General features: G+C 60.7%; 13 protein-coding genes. 8 read left to right on the top strand and 5 right to left on the bottom strand.

Annotated elements, in window-relative coordinates:
• The first annotated feature begins 3 nt into the window (after positions 1-3).
• From dnaN to gyrB, 3 genes are read left to right on the top strand one after another with little or no spacing between them, the layout of a single operon-like run.
• Positions 4-1107 (top strand): DNA polymerase III subunit beta, encoded by a 1104-nt coding sequence (gene dnaN, locus E8E78_RS22990; RefSeq protein ID WP_016497344.1) that lies wholly within the window; start codon positions 4-6, stop codon positions 1105-1107.
• A 15-nt stretch (positions 1108-1122) separates the two neighbouring features.
• Positions 1123-2226 carry a DNA replication/repair protein RecF gene (recF, locus tag E8E78_RS22985; RefSeq protein ID WP_016497345.1) on the top strand — a complete coding sequence of 368 codons (1104 nt, stop codon included), beginning with the start codon at positions 1123-1125 and terminating at the stop codon, positions 2224-2226.
• A 4-nt stretch (positions 2227-2230) separates the two neighbouring features.
• Positions 2231-4651, top strand: coding sequence for a DNA topoisomerase (ATP-hydrolyzing) subunit B (gyrB, locus tag E8E78_RS22980; protein WP_016497346.1), 2421 nt, complete (start codon positions 2231-2233; stop codon positions 4649-4651).
• Positions 4652-4715: 64 nt separating this feature from the next.
• Here gyrB and E8E78_RS22975 read toward each other — a convergent pair whose 3' ends face one another.
• Both E8E78_RS22975 and E8E78_RS22970 read right to left on the bottom strand, forming a co-directional pair.
• On the bottom strand, positions 4716-5123 hold the full coding sequence (locus tag E8E78_RS22975) for an RcnB family protein (protein WP_016497353.1): 408 nt from the start codon (positions 5121-5123) through the stop codon (positions 4716-4718).
• 163 nt (positions 5124-5286) lie between these two features.
• On the bottom strand, positions 5287-6579 hold the full coding sequence (locus tag E8E78_RS22970; protein WP_016497354.1) for a sigma-54-dependent Fis family transcriptional regulator: 1293 nt from the start codon (positions 6577-6579) through the stop codon (positions 5287-5289).
• Positions 6580-6800: 221 nt separating this feature from the next.
• Here E8E78_RS22970 and E8E78_RS22965 point away from each other — a divergent pair, with 221 nt between their 5' ends.
• From E8E78_RS22965 to E8E78_RS22955, 3 genes are read left to right on the top strand one after another with little or no spacing between them, the layout of a single operon-like run.
• Entirely contained in the window at positions 6801-7685 is an 885-nt protein-coding gene (locus E8E78_RS22965; RefSeq protein ID WP_197899350.1) for an MBL fold metallo-hydrolase, read from the top strand.
• A 39-nt stretch (positions 7686-7724) separates the two neighbouring features.
• Positions 7725-8993 carry an FAD/NAD(P)-binding oxidoreductase gene (locus E8E78_RS22960; RefSeq protein ID WP_280312691.1) on the top strand — a complete coding sequence of 423 codons (1269 nt, stop codon included), beginning with the start codon at positions 7725-7727 and terminating at the stop codon, positions 8991-8993.
• A complete protein-coding gene (locus tag E8E78_RS22955) occupies positions 8990-9808 on the top strand; it encodes a sulfite exporter TauE/SafE family protein (protein WP_016497357.1) in 819 nt (272 codons plus the stop codon). Before E8E78_RS22960 ends, E8E78_RS22955 begins: the two co-directional genes overlap by 4 nt.
• Here the strand turns inward: E8E78_RS22955 and E8E78_RS22950 are convergent.
• Entirely contained in the window at positions 9797-10684 is an 888-nt protein-coding gene (locus E8E78_RS22950) for a LysR family transcriptional regulator (RefSeq protein WP_049274907.1), read from the bottom strand. The genes E8E78_RS22955 and E8E78_RS22950 overlap by 12 nt on opposite strands.
• A gap of 240 nt (positions 10685-10924) precedes the next feature.
• On the opposite strand from E8E78_RS22950, the gene E8E78_RS22945 reads away from it, so the two are divergent.
• Both E8E78_RS22945 and E8E78_RS22940 read left to right on the top strand, forming a co-directional pair.
• The gene (locus E8E78_RS22945; protein WP_280312693.1) at positions 10925-12571 is read left to right on the top strand and encodes a GMC family oxidoreductase; all 1647 of its coding nucleotides are present in this window, start codon (positions 10925-10927) and stop codon (positions 12569-12571) included.
• 97 nt (positions 12572-12668) lie between these two features.
• Complete coding sequence (locus E8E78_RS22940) at positions 12669-14288, top strand: MFS transporter (RefSeq protein ID WP_016497360.1); 1620 nt, start codon at positions 12669-12671, stop codon at positions 14286-14288.
• Positions 14289-14465: 177 nt separating this feature from the next.
• On the opposite strand, the gene E8E78_RS22935 is transcribed toward E8E78_RS22940, so the two are convergent.
• Both E8E78_RS22935 and gmhB read right to left on the bottom strand, forming a co-directional pair.
• On the bottom strand, positions 14466-15251 hold the full coding sequence (locus E8E78_RS22935; protein ID WP_019471029.1) for a lysophospholipid acyltransferase family protein: 786 nt from the start codon (positions 15249-15251) through the stop codon (positions 14466-14468).
• Between the two features lie 46 nt (positions 15252-15297).
• Positions 15298-15825 carry a D-glycero-beta-D-manno-heptose 1,7-bisphosphate 7-phosphatase gene (gene gmhB / locus E8E78_RS22930; RefSeq protein ID WP_016497362.1) on the bottom strand — a complete coding sequence of 176 codons (528 nt, stop codon included), beginning with the start codon at positions 15823-15825 and terminating at the stop codon, positions 15298-15300.

Below are 15825 nucleotides of genomic sequence, written 5' to 3'. Positions count from 1 at the left end.
ACCATGCATTTCACCATTCAACGCGAAGCCCTGTTGAAACCCCTGCAACTGGTCGCCGGTGTCGTAGAGCGCCGTCAGACCTTGCCGGTCCTGTCCAACGTATTGCTGGTCGTACAAGGCCAGCAACTGTCGTTGACCGGTACCGACCTGGAAGTCGAACTGGTAGGCCGCGTACAACTGGAAGAGCCGGCCGAGCCTGGCGAAATCACCGTGCCGGCGCGCAAGCTGATGGACATTTGTAAGAGCCTGCCGAACGACGCCCTGATCGATATCAAGGTCGACGAGCAGAAACTGTTGGTGAAGGCCGGCCGCAGCCGCTTCACCCTGTCGACCTTGCCAGCCAATGACTTCCCGACTGTAGAAGAAGGCCCGGGTTCGCTGACCTGCAACCTGGAACAAAGCAAGCTGCGCCGTCTGATCGAGCGCACCAGCTTCGCCATGGCCCAGCAGGATGTGCGCTACTACCTCAACGGCATGCTGCTGGAGGTTTCCCGTAACACCCTGCGCGCAGTTTCCACTGACGGCCACCGCCTGGCGCTGTGCTCCATGACCGCGCCAATCGAGCAGGAAGATCGACACCAGGTCATCGTGCCACGCAAAGGTATCCTGGAACTGGCCCGCCTGCTGACCGACCCGGAAGGCATGGTCAGCATCGTCCTGGGCCAGCACCACATTCGCGCCACAACCGGTGAATTCACCTTCACCTCCAAGCTTGTGGATGGCAAGTTCCCGGACTACGAGCGTGTACTGCCCAAGGGCGGCGACAAACTGGTGGTCGGTGACCGCCAGGCGCTGCGTGAAGCCTTCAGCCGTACTGCGATTCTTTCCAACGAAAAGTACCGCGGTATTCGCTTGCAACTGGCTGCTGGCCAACTGAAGATCCAGGCCAACAACCCTGAGCAGGAAGAAGCTGAAGAAGAGATCAGCGTGGACTACGAAGGTAGCTCGCTGGAAATCGGCTTTAACGTCAGCTACCTGCTGGACGTGCTGGGCGTTATGACTACCGAGCAAGTTCGTCTGATCCTGTCCGACTCCAACAGCAGTGCGCTGCTGCAGGAAGCTGGCAATGACGATTCTTCCTACGTTGTCATGCCGATGCGCCTGTAACCTGTAGCAGGCGCAATGTCCCTTCGACGGATCATGGTCACCGCGGTGCGCAACTTGCACCCGGTGACCCTCTCGCCCTCCCCCCGCATCAATATCCTTTACGGCGCCAATGGCAGTGGCAAGACAAGTGTGCTTGAAGCTGTGCACTTGCTCGGGCTGGCGCGGTCATTTCGCAGCACCCGCCTGAACCCGGTTATCCAGTATGAGCAGTCTGCCTGTACCGTGTTTGGTGAAGTGCAGTTGGCTGAAGGTGGCACCAGTAACCTGGGTGTCTCTCGAGAGCGGCAGGGAGAATTCACCATACGCATCGATGGGCAGAATGCACGTAGCGCCGCCCAGCTGGCGGAACTGTTACCGCTGCAGCTCATCAACCCAGACAGTTTCCGGCTGTTGGAAGGTGCCCCGAAAATACGCCGCCAGTTCCTGGACTGGGGTGTGTTCCACGTGGAACCTCGCTTTTTGCCAGCCTGGCAACGGCTGCAGAAGGCGCTGAGGCAGCGGAACTCGTGGTTGCGTCATGGTACACTTGACGCAGCTTCGCAAGCCGCCTGGGACCGGGAATTGTGCCTGGCCAGCGCGGAAATAGATGAATACCGTCGCAACTACATCAAGGCCTTGAAGCCTGTCTTCGAGCGAACCCTGAGCGAACTGGTCGAGCTGGACGGGTTGACCCTGAGCTACTATCGAGGCTGGGACAAGGACCGGGAACTGCAAGAAGTACTCGCATCCTCTCTCCTTCGCGATCAGCAGATGGGCCATACCCAGGCCGGTCCGCAGCGTGCTGATCTGCGTCTTCGTCTGGCTGCCAATAACGCGGCCGACATCCTGTCGCGTGGTCAGCAAAAGCTGGTGGTGTGCGCATTGCGCATTGCCCAAGGCCACCTCGTCAGCCAGGCTCGTCGCGGTAACTGTATTTATCTCGTGGATGACTTGCCGTCCGAACTGGACGACAAGCATCGCCGCGCACTGTGCCGCTTGCTTGAAGAATTACGCTGCCAGGTGTTCATCACCTGTGTAGATCACGAATTACTGAGGGAAGGCTGGCAGACGGAAACGCCAGTTGCTTTGTTCCACGTGGAACAAGGCCGTATCACCCAGACCCACGACCATCGGGAGTGAAGGCATGAGCGAAAATCAAACGTACGACTCCTCCAGCATCAAGGTGCTGAAAGGTTTGGATGCCGTACGCAAGCGTCCCGGCATGTACATTGGCGACACCGATGATGGTAGCGGCCTGCACCACATGGTCTTCGAGGTGGTCGACAACTCGATCGACGAAGCCCTCGCCGGTCACTGCGATGACATCACCGTCATCATCCACACGGACGAATCCATCAGTGTGCGCGACAATGGTCGCGGCATTCCGGTCGACGTGCATAAAGAAGAAGGCGTTTCCGCAGCCGAGGTCATCATGACCGTACTGCACGCCGGCGGTAAGTTCGATGATAACTCCTACAAAGTATCTGGCGGCTTGCACGGCGTAGGTGTTTCTGTTGTGAACGCGCTGTCCGAGAAGCTCGTGCTGACCGTTCGCCGTAGCGGCAAGATCTGGGAGCAGACCTACGTTCACGGCGTACCACAAGCGCCGATGGCTGTTGTCGGTGAAAGCGAAACCACCGGTACCCACATCCACTTCAAGCCGTCGGCTGAGACCTTCAAGAATATCCACTTCAGCTGGGACATCCTGGCCAAGCGTATTCGCGAGTTGTCGTTCCTCAACTCGGGCGTTGGCATTCTGCTGAAGGATGAGCGCAGCGGTAAGGAAGAGTTCTTCAAGTACGAAGGCGGCCTGCGTGCCTTCGTCGAGTACCTGAACACCAACAAGACGCCAGTCAACTCCCAGGTGTTCCACTTCAGCGTTCAGCGTGAAGACGGCGTGGGCGTGGAAGTTGCTCTGCAGTGGAACGACAGCTTCAACGAAAACCTGCTGTGCTTCACCAACAACATTCCACAGCGCGACGGTGGCACCCACTTGGTGGGCTTCCGTTCTTCGCTGACCCGTAGCCTGAACAGCTACATCGAACAGGAAGGCCTGGCGAAGAAGAACAAGGTGGCGACCACGGGTGACGACGCCCGTGAAGGCCTGACCGCGATCATCTCGGTGAAGGTACCGGATCCCAAGTTCAGCTCGCAGACCAAAGACAAGCTGGTTTCCTCGGAGGTGAAAACCGCCGTGGAACAGGAGATGAACAAGTACTTCTCTGACTTCCTGCTGGAAAACCCGAACGAGGCCAAGGCCGTCGTTGGCAAGATGATCGACGCCGCTCGTGCGCGTGAAGCAGCACGTAAAGCCCGCGAGATGACTCGCCGCAAAGGTGCGTTGGATATCGCCGGCCTGCCAGGCAAGTTGGCGGACTGCCAGGAGAAGGACCCTGCCCTTTCCGAACTGTACCTGGTGGAGGGTGACTCCGCAGGTGGCTCGGCCAAGCAAGGTCGTAACCGTCGTACCCAGGCGATCTTGCCGCTGAAGGGTAAGATCCTCAACGTCGAGAAAGCACGCTTCGACAAGATGATCTCGTCCCAGGAAGTGGGCACGCTGATCACTGCGCTTGGCTGTGGTATCGGCCGCGAAGAGTACAACATCGACAAGTTGCGTTATCACAACATCATCATCATGACCGATGCTGACGTTGACGGTTCGCACATCCGTACCCTGCTGCTGACCTTCTTCTTCCGTCAGTTGCCGGAACTGGTCGAGCGTGGCTACATCTACATTGCCCAGCCGCCACTGTACAAGGTGAAAAAAGGTAAGCAGGAGCAGTACATCAAGGACGACGAGGCCATGGAAGAATACATGACCCAGTCGGCTCTGGAAGACGCAAGCCTGCACCTGGACGAGTCGGCCCCAGCGGTTTCTGGCGTGCAGCTGGAAAGCCTGGTGAACGAATTCCGTAGTGTCATGAAGACCCTCAAGCGCCTGTCGCGTTTGTACCCGGAAGAGCTGACCGAGCACTTCGTGTACCTGCCTGAGGTGACCCTGGAGCAGTTGGGTGACCACGCGGTGATGCAAGCCTGGCTGGCCAAGCTGCAGGAGCGTCTGAACTCCAGCCAGAAGTCTGGCCTGGCTTACAACGCGAGCCTGCGTGAAGACAAAGAACGCAACGTATGGCTGCCGGAAGTGGAAATCACCTCCCACGGCCTGGCCAGCTACATCACGTTCAACCGTGACTTCTTTGGCAGCAATGACTACCGGACCGTCGTCAACATCGGTGCCAAGCTCTCCAGCCTGTTGGGTGAAGGTGCTTACGTACAACGTGGTGAACGCCGTAAGGCAATTGTCGAGTTCAAGGAAGGCCTGGACTGGCTGATGAATGAGACCACCAAGCGTCACACCATCCAGCGATACAAAGGGCTGGGTGAGATGAACCCGGACCAGCTGTGGGAAACCACCATGGACCCGACCGTTCGCCGTATGCTCAAGGTCACCATCGAGGATGCGATCGCTGCTGACCAGATCTTCAACACCCTGATGGGTGATGCAGTCGAGCCGCGTCGTGAGTTCATCGAAAGCAACGCGTTGTCGGTGTCGAACCTGGACTTCTGATCAGGTGTAAATCGACAGACACTAAAAAGCCCGCTGATGCGGGCTTTTTAGTGTCTGCAAAAAATCAGTAGCCGGTAAGAATGTTCACGATCACACCACTGGCAATGGCCACCAGCACGTAGTCACCGTTCACATACAACCAACGGTGGTCGCGTGGTGGTGCATACAGGTGGCGCGCTTTCCAGTCGGTTACCCAGTAACGGTCACCACGGTAATGCGGGTCAACGGCATGACCACGCTGCCATTGCTGATGAGGTACCGGCATGCCTTGTTGTGGACGGAAGTTCGGATCACGGTAAGCAGGACCGCGGCCGTTGTCATGTCGGCCCTGTTGCTGGGGCTGACCATGAGGCGAGTTGCCTTGGTGCGATGGGCCGCCATCATGTCGGTCTGGTGGGCCCGGCTGCGCGAAGCTGGCCAACGGTGCGCTGAACATGAGCGCGGCGCAGATCACGGTTAGGGTTTTCTTCATTTGTTGCGGTCCTCTGCCTGTTAACGCCCGGTTATCACTGTCTGGGTACCGGGTGCGGTTAACCAATCAGACCACGGTTCTAGCCGTTTAATGTAAGGGCAGAGGTAAAGGTCGGGTAAAGGTGCAGGTGGGGCGAACACCGTGGGAGCGTTGCCGATACGCGTTAATTCAGGCCCAGGGCCTTCAAGCGGCGATAGAGCGTGCGTTCACTCATCCCAAGATGGCTGGCAAGTTCGCTACGCGAGCCCTTGAACTGGTCCAGCGCCTGCGCCAGCTCACCCAAGTCATTACGACGGCCGCTTCCTTTCAGCGCCCCCACCGGCCCGATATCTTCCGGTAAGTGCTCGGGTCGAATCAGCCCGTCATCGGCAAACAGACGCGCCCTTTCCAGGATGTTGCGCAGCTCGCGGATATTGCCCGGAAACGCATGCAACCCAAGTTGCTGCAAGGCATCGTCACTCAGCCTGGGCGTCGGCTTGCCAGACATTCGCTGCAGCAGGCTCTGCGCAAGCAGCGGCAAATCTTCCACCCGCTCTCGCAATGCCGGCAAGCGGATCGGGAACCCGCTGATACGGTAATACAGGTCTTCACGGAAGGTGCCGTCCGCCACCATCTGTTTGAGCGGCTTGTGGGTGGCCGATACCAGGCGAAAATCCGAATGCACCGTGCGCAGGCTGCCCACCGGGCGGAAGCTGCCAGACTCGATCAGACGCAGCAGCTTCACCTGCATCGCCAGCGGTACTTCGCCAATTTCGTCGAGGAACAGCGTGCCGCCATGGGCCGCCTCAGCCAAGCCGATCTTGCGTTGGTTGGCACCGGTGAACGCGCCTTTCTCATAGCCGAACAACTCGCTTTCGAACAACGACTCCGTCAAGCCAGTGCAGTCGACCACCACCAGCGGGCCGTTTGCTCTGGGGCTGCCGATGTGCACCGCGCGGGCGAACAGTTCTTTACCGCTACCCGACTCGCCTTGCAGCAGCACCGGGATCTGCGCTGGCGCCGCACGTTGCAGGCTGGCCAAGGCAGCCTTGAAAGCTGGAGCCCGGCCGACCAGGCCTTGCTCCTGAGGTTGCGCTGACGCGAGGGTGATGGTGGTCAGGCGTTCGACAAAGGCCACCACCCTGCCCTGTTCATCCAGAATCGGGCGCAGCTCGACATCGACATGCTCGGGGCCGCGTGGTGTGTGATGAACATGCAGCACTCGCTCGGGCACCTTGCTGTCCCACGCCTTGCGCAGGGGGCAATGCTCACCGGCCTGGTCGCACGGTACGGCATAGTGGTGCGAGACCTTGTGACACTTCTCACCCAGCGGTGCCTGGTCATCACGGCCGAACTGACGGCGATAGGCGGCGTTGGCGGCCAGGATGTTGTAGTCGGTGTCCAGCACGATTGCTGGCAGGGCATCGTGCTCAAGGTAGGAAACCAGAGCTAGGATGAGGGGATGGGCTTCAGACATGACGGCACCGTTTGGATGACCGGGGCAGCGTAACAAGGACTGCCAAACACTGCCATTGGCTGACAGTCGACTGCCACATGTTCTGCCACCATTGCTGCCAGTTGCCTGTGACGGACCGGTTTCATTGGCGCAAGCGCGCTGCAAAGCCTGGCATGCATCTTGATAAACCTCCTGTCACTGCCTACGCCTTGCAAGGTGGGGCGGATAAATTGGAGAACGTGATGATCATCGGCAACAACCTGCACGTGGACGCCTTTTACGACGAGGCGACCTCGACCATCAGCTACCTGGTCATGGACCGTGAAACCCGGCAATGCGCGTTGATCGACAGCGTGCTGGATTACGACCCCAAGTCCGGGCGCACTTGCAGCGCTTCGGCCGACCGCCTGATCGAACGCGTGACCGAACTGAACGCCAGCGTGCGCTGGGTGCTGGAAACCCATGTGCACGCCGACCATCTTTCCGCGGCGGCCTACCTGAAGGAAAAACTGGGCGGCCATACTGCTATCGGCGCGCACATCACCCAGGTGCAGAAAGTATTCGGGGCTTTGTTCAATGCAGAGCCTGGCTTCGCCCGTGATGGCAGCCAGTTCGATGTGCTGCTCGAAGACGAGGAAGGGTTCCGTATCGGCAACCTGCACGCCCGGGCACTGCACACGCCCGGGCATACGCCCGCGTGCATGAGCTTCATGATCGAAGACGCCGGCGAGATCGCGGTGTTTGTGGGTGACACCCTGTTCATGCCCGACTATGGCACTGCCCGGTGCGACTTCCCCGGGGCCGATGCCCGTACCCTGTATCGCTCTATCCGTCGTCTGCTGGCTTTCCCCGACCAGACCCGGCTGTTCATGTGCCACGACTACCTGCCAGGTGGCCGCGACATGCAGTACGTCACCACCGTGGCTGAGCAGCGCACCAGCAATATTCATATTCACCAAGGCATCGATGAAGACAGTTTCGTCGCCATGCGCGAAGCCCGTGACAAGACCCTCGACATGCCGGTGCTGATCCTGCCTTCGGTGCAGGTGAACATGCGCAGCGGCCAGCTCCCCGCCCCGGAAGAGAACGGCGTGAGCTATCTGAAAATCCCGCTGAACAAGCTGTAACCGCCCTGCCCCATAATCAGATTTCCAGGATTTACCGCCATGCCTGCCTTGTTGTCCCCTGCCAATACCGACCATCACAAAGTCGTCATCGTCGGTGCCGGTGCCGCTGGTATCGCCACCGCTTCCAGCCTGGTCAGCCGTGACCCGTCGCTGGACGTTGCCTTGATCGACCCTGCCGACGTGCATTACTACCAACCCGGCTGGACCATGGTCGGTGCCGGAGTATTCACGGCACCGAGTACCGCCCGCACCATGGCCTCGACCATCCCGCGCGGTGTGCGCTGGGTCAAGGCGCGGGTGCAGGGTTTCGACCCTCTGGGCCAGCTGGTCATCCTTGAGGACGGCCGCGCCATCAGCTACGAACAGCTGGTGGTCTGCCCCGGGCTCACGCTGGACTGGGCGGCCATCGATGGGCTCAGCGAAACCCTGGGCCGCAACGGTGTCACCTCCAACTACCGCTACGACCTCGCGCCCTATACCTGGGAGCTGGTACAGAAACTCAAGCAAGGCCGCGCCGTGTTCAGCCAGCCGCCCATGCCGATCAAATGTGCGGGCGCGCCGCAAAAGGCGCTGTACCTGTCTTGCGACCACTGGTTGCGCAACGGCCATCTTGGTGTGGTGAAAGCCAGCTTCTTCAATGCCGGTGCAGTCTTGTTCGGTGTGGCGGACTATGTGCCCGCGCTGATGAAGTACATCGAAAAATACGCGGTAGACCTCAATTTCTCCCACCGACTGGTCGCCGTGGATGGCCCGAACAAGCGCGCCACCTTCGTGCGCACCCTGCCCGATGGCAGCAGCGAAACCCGCATCGAGGCTTTTGACATGCTGCACGTGGTACCGCCACAAGTGGCGCCGGCGTTTATTCGCGAAAGCCCGCTGGCCGATAATGGCGGCTGGGTCGATGTCGACCCGCATACCCTGCGCCATCGCAAGTACACCAACATCCATGCCCTGGGTGACGTGGCCAATACCAGCAATGCCAAGACCGCCGCAGCGGCCCGCAAGCAGGCGCCGGTAGTGGCCAACAATGTGCTGGTGGCACTGGGCCGGCTGCCCACCCTCGCCCAGTACGATGGCTATGGTTCGTGCCCGCTGACGGTAGAGCGCGGCAAGATCGTCCTGGCCGAGTTCACCTATGGCGGCAAACTGGCACCGAGCTTTCCCAGTTGGTTGCTGGATGGCCGCAAGCCGACGCGCCTGGCCTGGTTGCTCAAGGCGCAGGCGCTGCCGCCGCTGTACTGGCAAGGCATGCTCAAGGGCCGCGAGTGGCTGGCGCGCCCGCAGCTGGTAGCTGAGGGTGGGCAGTGATCGAACATCAATTGTTGGGGGCGGGCCTGGGCGCGATCATCGGTGCGGTGCTGGCGTTGACCGGCGCCGGCGGTGGCATTCTTGCTGTGCCCTTGCTGGTGTTCGGCCTGGGGCTGTCGATGGTCGAGGCTGCACCGGTCGGCCTGTTGGCCGTAGGCATGGCGGCGGCGGTTGGCGCAGTGCTGGGGCTGCGTCAGGGGTTGGTGCGTTATCGGGCGGCGCTTTTTATCGCGCTGATCGGCGTAGCAGCGGCGCCGTTCGGGCTGATGCTGGCGCACCGCTTGCCGAATACACCTTTGCAGTTGGTGTTTGCCGGGGTGCTGGTGTATGCCTGCCTGCGTATCTGGCGTAAGGCGGCCAGGGAACTGCGCGGTGAGGCCAATGACGCCCATCGCTATATCGAACCCTGTGTGCTGAACCCGTTGCAAGGCCGCTTGCGCTGGACCCTGCCCTGCGCACGCGCCTTGGCATTCACCGGTGCCTTGTCCGGGCTGCTGTCGGGTTTACTCGGGGTTGGCGGTGGTTTTGTCATCATCCCGGCCCTGAACCGCTATACCAACCTGCGCATGGCCAGCATCGTGTCCACCTCGCTGGCGGTGATCGCACTGGTGTCCACCGGCAGTGTGGTCAGCGCCAGCCTGGCGGGTGTCATGCATTGGCAGGTCGGAGCCCCGTTCGCATCAGGCGCGGTGCTCGGCCTGCTGCTGGCGCGGCCATTGGCGGCCAAGCTGGCCGGGCCGCGTTTGCAGCAGATGTTTGCGGTGGCCGGTTGGACCGCGGCATTGCTGCTGGCTGGCAAGGCGCTATTGGGCTAGCAGCGAGTCCTGTTCTGCCGCGCACAGCGCCAGCAGGTAGTCCCACACCACCCGCAGGCGCACTGACTTGTGCAGCTCGCGGCGGGTGCAGATCCAGTAGCTGCGCTGGATGGTCTCGCCAGGCAGTACGCGCACCAGCGTCGGGTCGTCGTGAGCCATGTAGTTGGGCAGTACGGCGATGCCCAGCCCGGCGCGGGCGGCAGCCTGTTGGGCAATGACGCTGGTGCTGCGAAACACCACGGTCGGTGCCCGGCAGAAACTGTTGAGAAACAGCAGCTCCTGGCTGAACAGCAGGTCGTCGACGTAGCCGATCCAGTTGTGCCGGGCCAGGTCTTCGCGGTTGCGCAACGGCGGTGCTTGGTCCAGGTAGCCCTGGCTGGCGTAGAGCGCCAGGCGGTAGTCGGTGAGCTTGCGGGTTATCAACAGGTCGGCGTTGGGGCGTTCCAGGTGAATGCTGATCTCCGCTTCGCGGTTGAGGATGCTGACAAAGCGCGGCACCGCCACCAGTTCCACCTCCAGGCCCGGGTAGCGCTCGAACAACGCGTTCATGCGTGGGGTGAAGAACATGATGCCGATGCCTTCGGTCACCCCCAGGCGAATTTTGCCCAACGGGGTGATGGCCTGGGTGATTTCTTCCTGCGCCAACAGCGCGACGTTTTCCATGGCTTCTGCATGCTTGAGCAGGGCCTGGCCTGAGGGCGTCAGCTCGTAGCCCTGGGCATGCTGCACGAACAGCGCAGTGCCCAGGCTTTGCTCGATGCTCTCGATGTGCCGGGCTACGGTGCTGTGGGTTGTGTTGAGGCGCTTTGCGGCAGTAAGCAGGCGGCCGCTGCGCTGCAACTCTAGGAAAAACCGCAGATCGTTCCAGTCGAACATGCTGATCCTTTTTGGCAGTTCGTTCCGGCCTCTTCGCGGGCATGCCCGCTCCCACAGGTACAGAGAACATCCTGAAGGCAACGAGATCCCTGTGGGAGCGGGCGAGCCCGCGAAGAGGTCGGTCCAGGCTTACCCCTGTGCTAAAACGCACAACGGCTGCGCGAAATCACGTGTTTCACTCACGAAATTACGCACTAAGATGGATCGGGACAAGAATAAAAAACGGGCGCGAGGTTGCACATGCCATCAGCCGATTCTGTCTTCGACTACGTGGTCGTAGGGGCCGGTCCCGCCGGTTGCCTGCTGGCCAACCGTTTGTCCGCCGACCCATCCTGCCGCGTTTTGCTGCTGGAAGCAGGTGGCCGCGACAACTATCCCTGGATTCACATCCCCGTCGGCTATCTCTATTGCATCGGCAACCCGCGCACTGACTGGTGCTTCAAGACCGAGGCGCAGCCAGGCCTGAGGGGGCGCGCACTGGGCTACCCACGCGGCAAGGTGCTCGGTGGCTGTTCTTCAATCAACGGCATGATCTACATGCGTGGCCAGGCGGCGGACTATGACCGCTGGGCCGAGCAAGGCAATGACGGCTGGGCCTGGAAGGACGTGCTGCCGCTGTTCAAGGCCAGCGAAAACCACTTCGCCGGCGCCAGTGAGCACCACGGCGGCGATGGCGAATGGCGGGTCGAGCGCCAGCGCTACAGCTGGCCGATCCTCGATGCTTTCCGTGATGCCGCCGAGCAAAGCGGCATCGGCAAGGTCGACGACTTCAACACCGGCGACAACCAGGGCTGTGGATACTTTCAGGTCAACCAGCGCAGCGGCGTACGCTGGAACGCCTCCAAAGCTTTCCTGAGGCCGATAAAGGACCGCGCCAACCTCACTGTGCTGACCGGCGTTCAGGTTGACCAGGTACTGCTCAACAACACCCGGGCGCGGGCCGTGAAAGCATTTTGGCAAGGCGCCTGGCACGAGTTTGCGTCGCGTCGCGAAATCATCCTCTGCGCCGGCGCTGTTGGTTCACCCGGTATTCTGCAACGCTCCGGCATCGGTCCGCGCCAGCTGCTGGAAAGCCTGGGCATTGGTGTACGCCACGATATGCCGGGCGTGGGTGGCAACCTTCAGGACCACCTGCAACTGCGCCTGATCTACCAGATCCGCAATACCCGCACCTTGAACCAGATGGCCAATAGCCTCTGGGGCAAGATGGGCATGGGCCTGCGCTACCTCTATGACCGCAGCGGCCCGCTGGCCATGGCGCCGAGTCAGCTGGGCGCGTTCGTGCGTTCGAGCCCGGAACAGGCCACCGCCAACCTGCAGTATCACGTACAGCCGCTGTCACTGGAGCGCTTCGGTGAACCGCTGCACCCGTTCCCGGCCTTTACCGCATCGGTGTGCAACCTTCGCCCGGTCAGCCGCGGGCGTATCGATATCAGCAGCACCGACATGAACAGCACGCCGCTGATCGACCCCAACTACCTCAGCGACCCACAGGACCTGCGCGTGGCCGCCGATGCCATCCGCCTCACCCGGCGCATCGTGCAGGCCCCTGCCCTTGCAGCGTTCGACCCCAAGGAATACCTGCCAGGCCCAGCCCTGCAAACCGAGCAAGAGCTGTTTGAGGCAGCCGGCAAGATTGGCACCACCATCTTCCACCCGGTGGGTACCTGCCGCATGGGCAGCGGTGCCCAGGACGTTGTGGATAACCAGCTGCGCGTACACGGCATCCCCGGTTTGCGCGTGGCCGATGCCTCGATCATGCCGCAGATCACCTCCGGTAATACCTGTTCACCGACCCTGATGATCGCCGAGAAGGCGGCGCAATTGATCCTCAAAGGAGCTGCTACCCAGACCTACTTGAACGAAGACGCGATACCGACCCCCTGACCCGGGTGCGTGCAACACCGGCGGCTCGCGGTCAGAAGCCGCCGACAGTGGAACAAAAAGAATAATCACTGTGGCCTGCGGGCCGAGGACAGCAACGATGTCGGATTACATCCAGGAACAGGATGCGGTGGCCAGCAGCCCCAGCCGCCGTGAAGAACGCAAGATCATTTTCGCGTCATCCCTCGGGACGGTTTTCGAGTGGTATGACTTTTTTCTCTATGGAGCGCTGGCTGCTGTCATCAGCAAGCAGTTCTTTGCTGGCGTGAACGACACCACCGCCTTCATCTTTGCCCTCATGGCCTTTGCCGCCGGCTTCCTGGTGCGGCCGTTCGGTGCATTGGTGTTCGGCCGCCTAGGCGACATGATCGGGCGCAAGTACACCTTCCTGGTCACCATCGTGCTGATGGGCCTATCCACATTCGCTGTGGGGCTGTTGCCCACCTATGCCAGCATCGGCATAGCCGCACCGATCATCCTGGTGATCCTGCGCATGCTGCAGGGTCTGGCGCTGGGTGGTGAGTACGGCGGTGCTGCCACCTATGTGGCCGAGCATGCGCCCCAGGGCAAACGGGGCTTCTACACCGGTTTCATCCAGTCCACCGCCACCCTTGGCCTGTTGCTGTCGCTGCTGGTGGTGCTGGGCAGCCGCTACATCAGTGGCGACCAGTTCGAAACCTGGGGCTGGCGCTTGCCGTTCCTGCTGTCGATAGTGCTGCTGGCCATCTCCACCTGGATCCGGATGAGCATGCACGAGTCGCCGGCCTTCGTGAAAATGAAGGCCCAGGGAAAGGTCAGCAAGTCGCCGATCCGTGAGTCGTTCACCTCCTGGCCAAACCTGAAAGTGGTGCTTACCGCGCTGTTCAGCATCAACGCCGGGCAAGCCGTGACGTTCTACACGGCGCAGTTCTACGTGCTGTTCTTCATGACCCAGATGCTGAAAATGGACCCGGCCCAGGCCAACACCCTGCTGATCATCAGCGTGGTGATTGGTGCGCCGTTCTTCGTGTTCTTCGGCTGGTTATCGGACCGCATTGGCCGCAAGCCGATCCTGATGCTCGGCCTGCTGCTTGCCACGGTACTGTACTTCCCGCTATTCAAGGCGCTGAGCCACTACGCAAACCCTCAGATCGACGCCGCCAGCCGGCAGGCGCCGATCGTGGTCACCGCCGACCCGCAAAGCTGTACCTTCCAGTTCGACCCGGTGGGCAAAGCGCGTTTCGACAGCCCGTGCGACAAGGTCAAGACGTTCCTGGTCAAGCAGGGCCTGCCGTACAGCTCGGTAAGCGTGGCCGGCAGCGATGTAGTGGTCAATATTGGTGAAAAGACCATCAATGGCTACGACGAAGCGGCCATGCGCAGCGCAGTGGAGCAGGCTGGCTACCCGGCCAAGGCTGACCCAGGGCAGGTCAACCAGGTCATGGTGGTGGTGCTGATCGTGGCGATGATCCTGATCGCTACCATGACCTATGGCCCGCTGGCAGCCGTGATGGTCGAACTTTTCCCGACACGCATCCGCTACACCTCGATGTCCCTGCCCTACCATATTGGCAATGGCTGGTTCGGCGGCTTCCTGCCAACCGTGTCGTTCGCGCTGGTGGTGTATACCGGGGATATCTTCTACGGGCTGTGGTACCCGGTGCTGGTGACCGGGATCAGTTTGGTCGTGGGGATTTTCTGCCTTAAAGAGACCAAAGACGTGGATCTCGACAAGGTCTGAGGCTGTTCACAGGGCACAAAAAAACCGGCTGTAAAAGCCGGTTTTTTTATGCCTCAAAAAAACTTATGCACGATTTTAAGAAAAAAGTCATACGTAGAAATAAACAGCTAATTCAACGACTTAGCGTTCAATTCAAGCATTTGATCGAAAAACTGCTCACAAGTTATCCACAGATCATCAAGCGGTCTGCTGTTGGGTTTTTTCATCGGCTGGGGGCAGCGAACCCAAGGCCCGTTGGGTGGCTTCGTTCCACGCCGCTGCGCGGTCGTTGAGCTCGGCGATGGCACGTGGCCCGGTGCCATTGGCGTACATCGGCTCGCCAATCACCACTTCGATGGTACCGGCACGCTTGCCCCAACCGGTCTTCGGCCAGAACTTGCCGGCATTGTGGGCAATCGGCAGCACCGGCAGCCCGGCATTCACGGCCAGCGCAGTACCGCCGCGGGAGAACTTGCCGACGGTGCCGTACGGCACGCGGGTGCCTTCCGGAAAGATCAGCACCCAAGTCTTCTGCTTGAGCAGCTCGTCGCCTTTGCTTGCCACCTGGCGCAACGCTTCCTTTGGGTTGTCGCGGTTGATCGCGATCGGCCGCAGCATGGCCATGGCCCAACCGAAGAACGGCACGTACAGCAGTTCACGCTTGAGCACCTGGCTCAGCGGCGAAAAGTACTGGGAAAGGAAGAACGTTTCCCAGGTGCTCTGGTGGTTGGACAGGATCACGCAGGGCTCATTCGGCACGTTCTCGGCGCCGGTGACCTTGTAGTCGATGCCGAGAATGGTGCGCACCAGGAACAGCGCGCAGCGACACCAGTACACGTTGATGAACCTGTAGCGCTTGGGGAACGACAGGAACGGCGCGATGAAGAAGCTCAGCGAGCACCACAGCAGCGAACTGGTGCCCAGCAGCAGGTAAAAAAGAAAGATTCTGATCGCCTGCAGGATCGACATAGTGGCTTGTACCATTGCGGGGCATGCCCGCCTGAGAAAAATGCGCCCGAGGGCGCACCGTTTAAATTAGTTCTCTGGCGATAGCTGCCAGATCGTCGAAAATCAGTGTAGTTTCAGGGACACCTTTTTCCAGGGTCCGCTCGCCCTTGCCGGTTTTTACCAACACGGGTTGTGCACCGACGGCCAGGGCGGCCTCCAGGTCACCTTTGCTGTCGCCGACGAACCAGACGCCTTGCAGGGCGACCCGGTAATGCTCGGCAATCGCCACCAGCATGCCAGGCTTTGGCTTGCGGCAATCGCAGCCTTCGTCCGGCCCGTGCGGGCAATACACGATATGGCCCACCTCGCCCCCCTGCTCCGCCACCAGCTCGCGCAGGCGTGCGTGCATGGCTTCCAGGGTTGCCAGTGTGTAATAGCCACGGGCAATGCCGGACTGGTTGGTGGCCACGGCCACCGTCCAGCCCGCTTTGCTCAACTGCGCGATGGCCTCGACCGAGCCAGGGATCGGCACCCATTCTTCCAGCGTCTTGATGTAGGCGTCGGAGTCATGGTTGATGACCCCGTCACGGTCGAGAATCAGCAGTTTCAA

This window comes from Pseudomonas sp. BN505, from assembly GCF_029873175.1.
GTDB lineage: Bacteria > Pseudomonadota > Gammaproteobacteria > Pseudomonadales > Pseudomonadaceae > Aquipseudomonas > Aquipseudomonas putida.
This window is presented reverse-complemented; position numbering and strand designations above follow the sequence as displayed.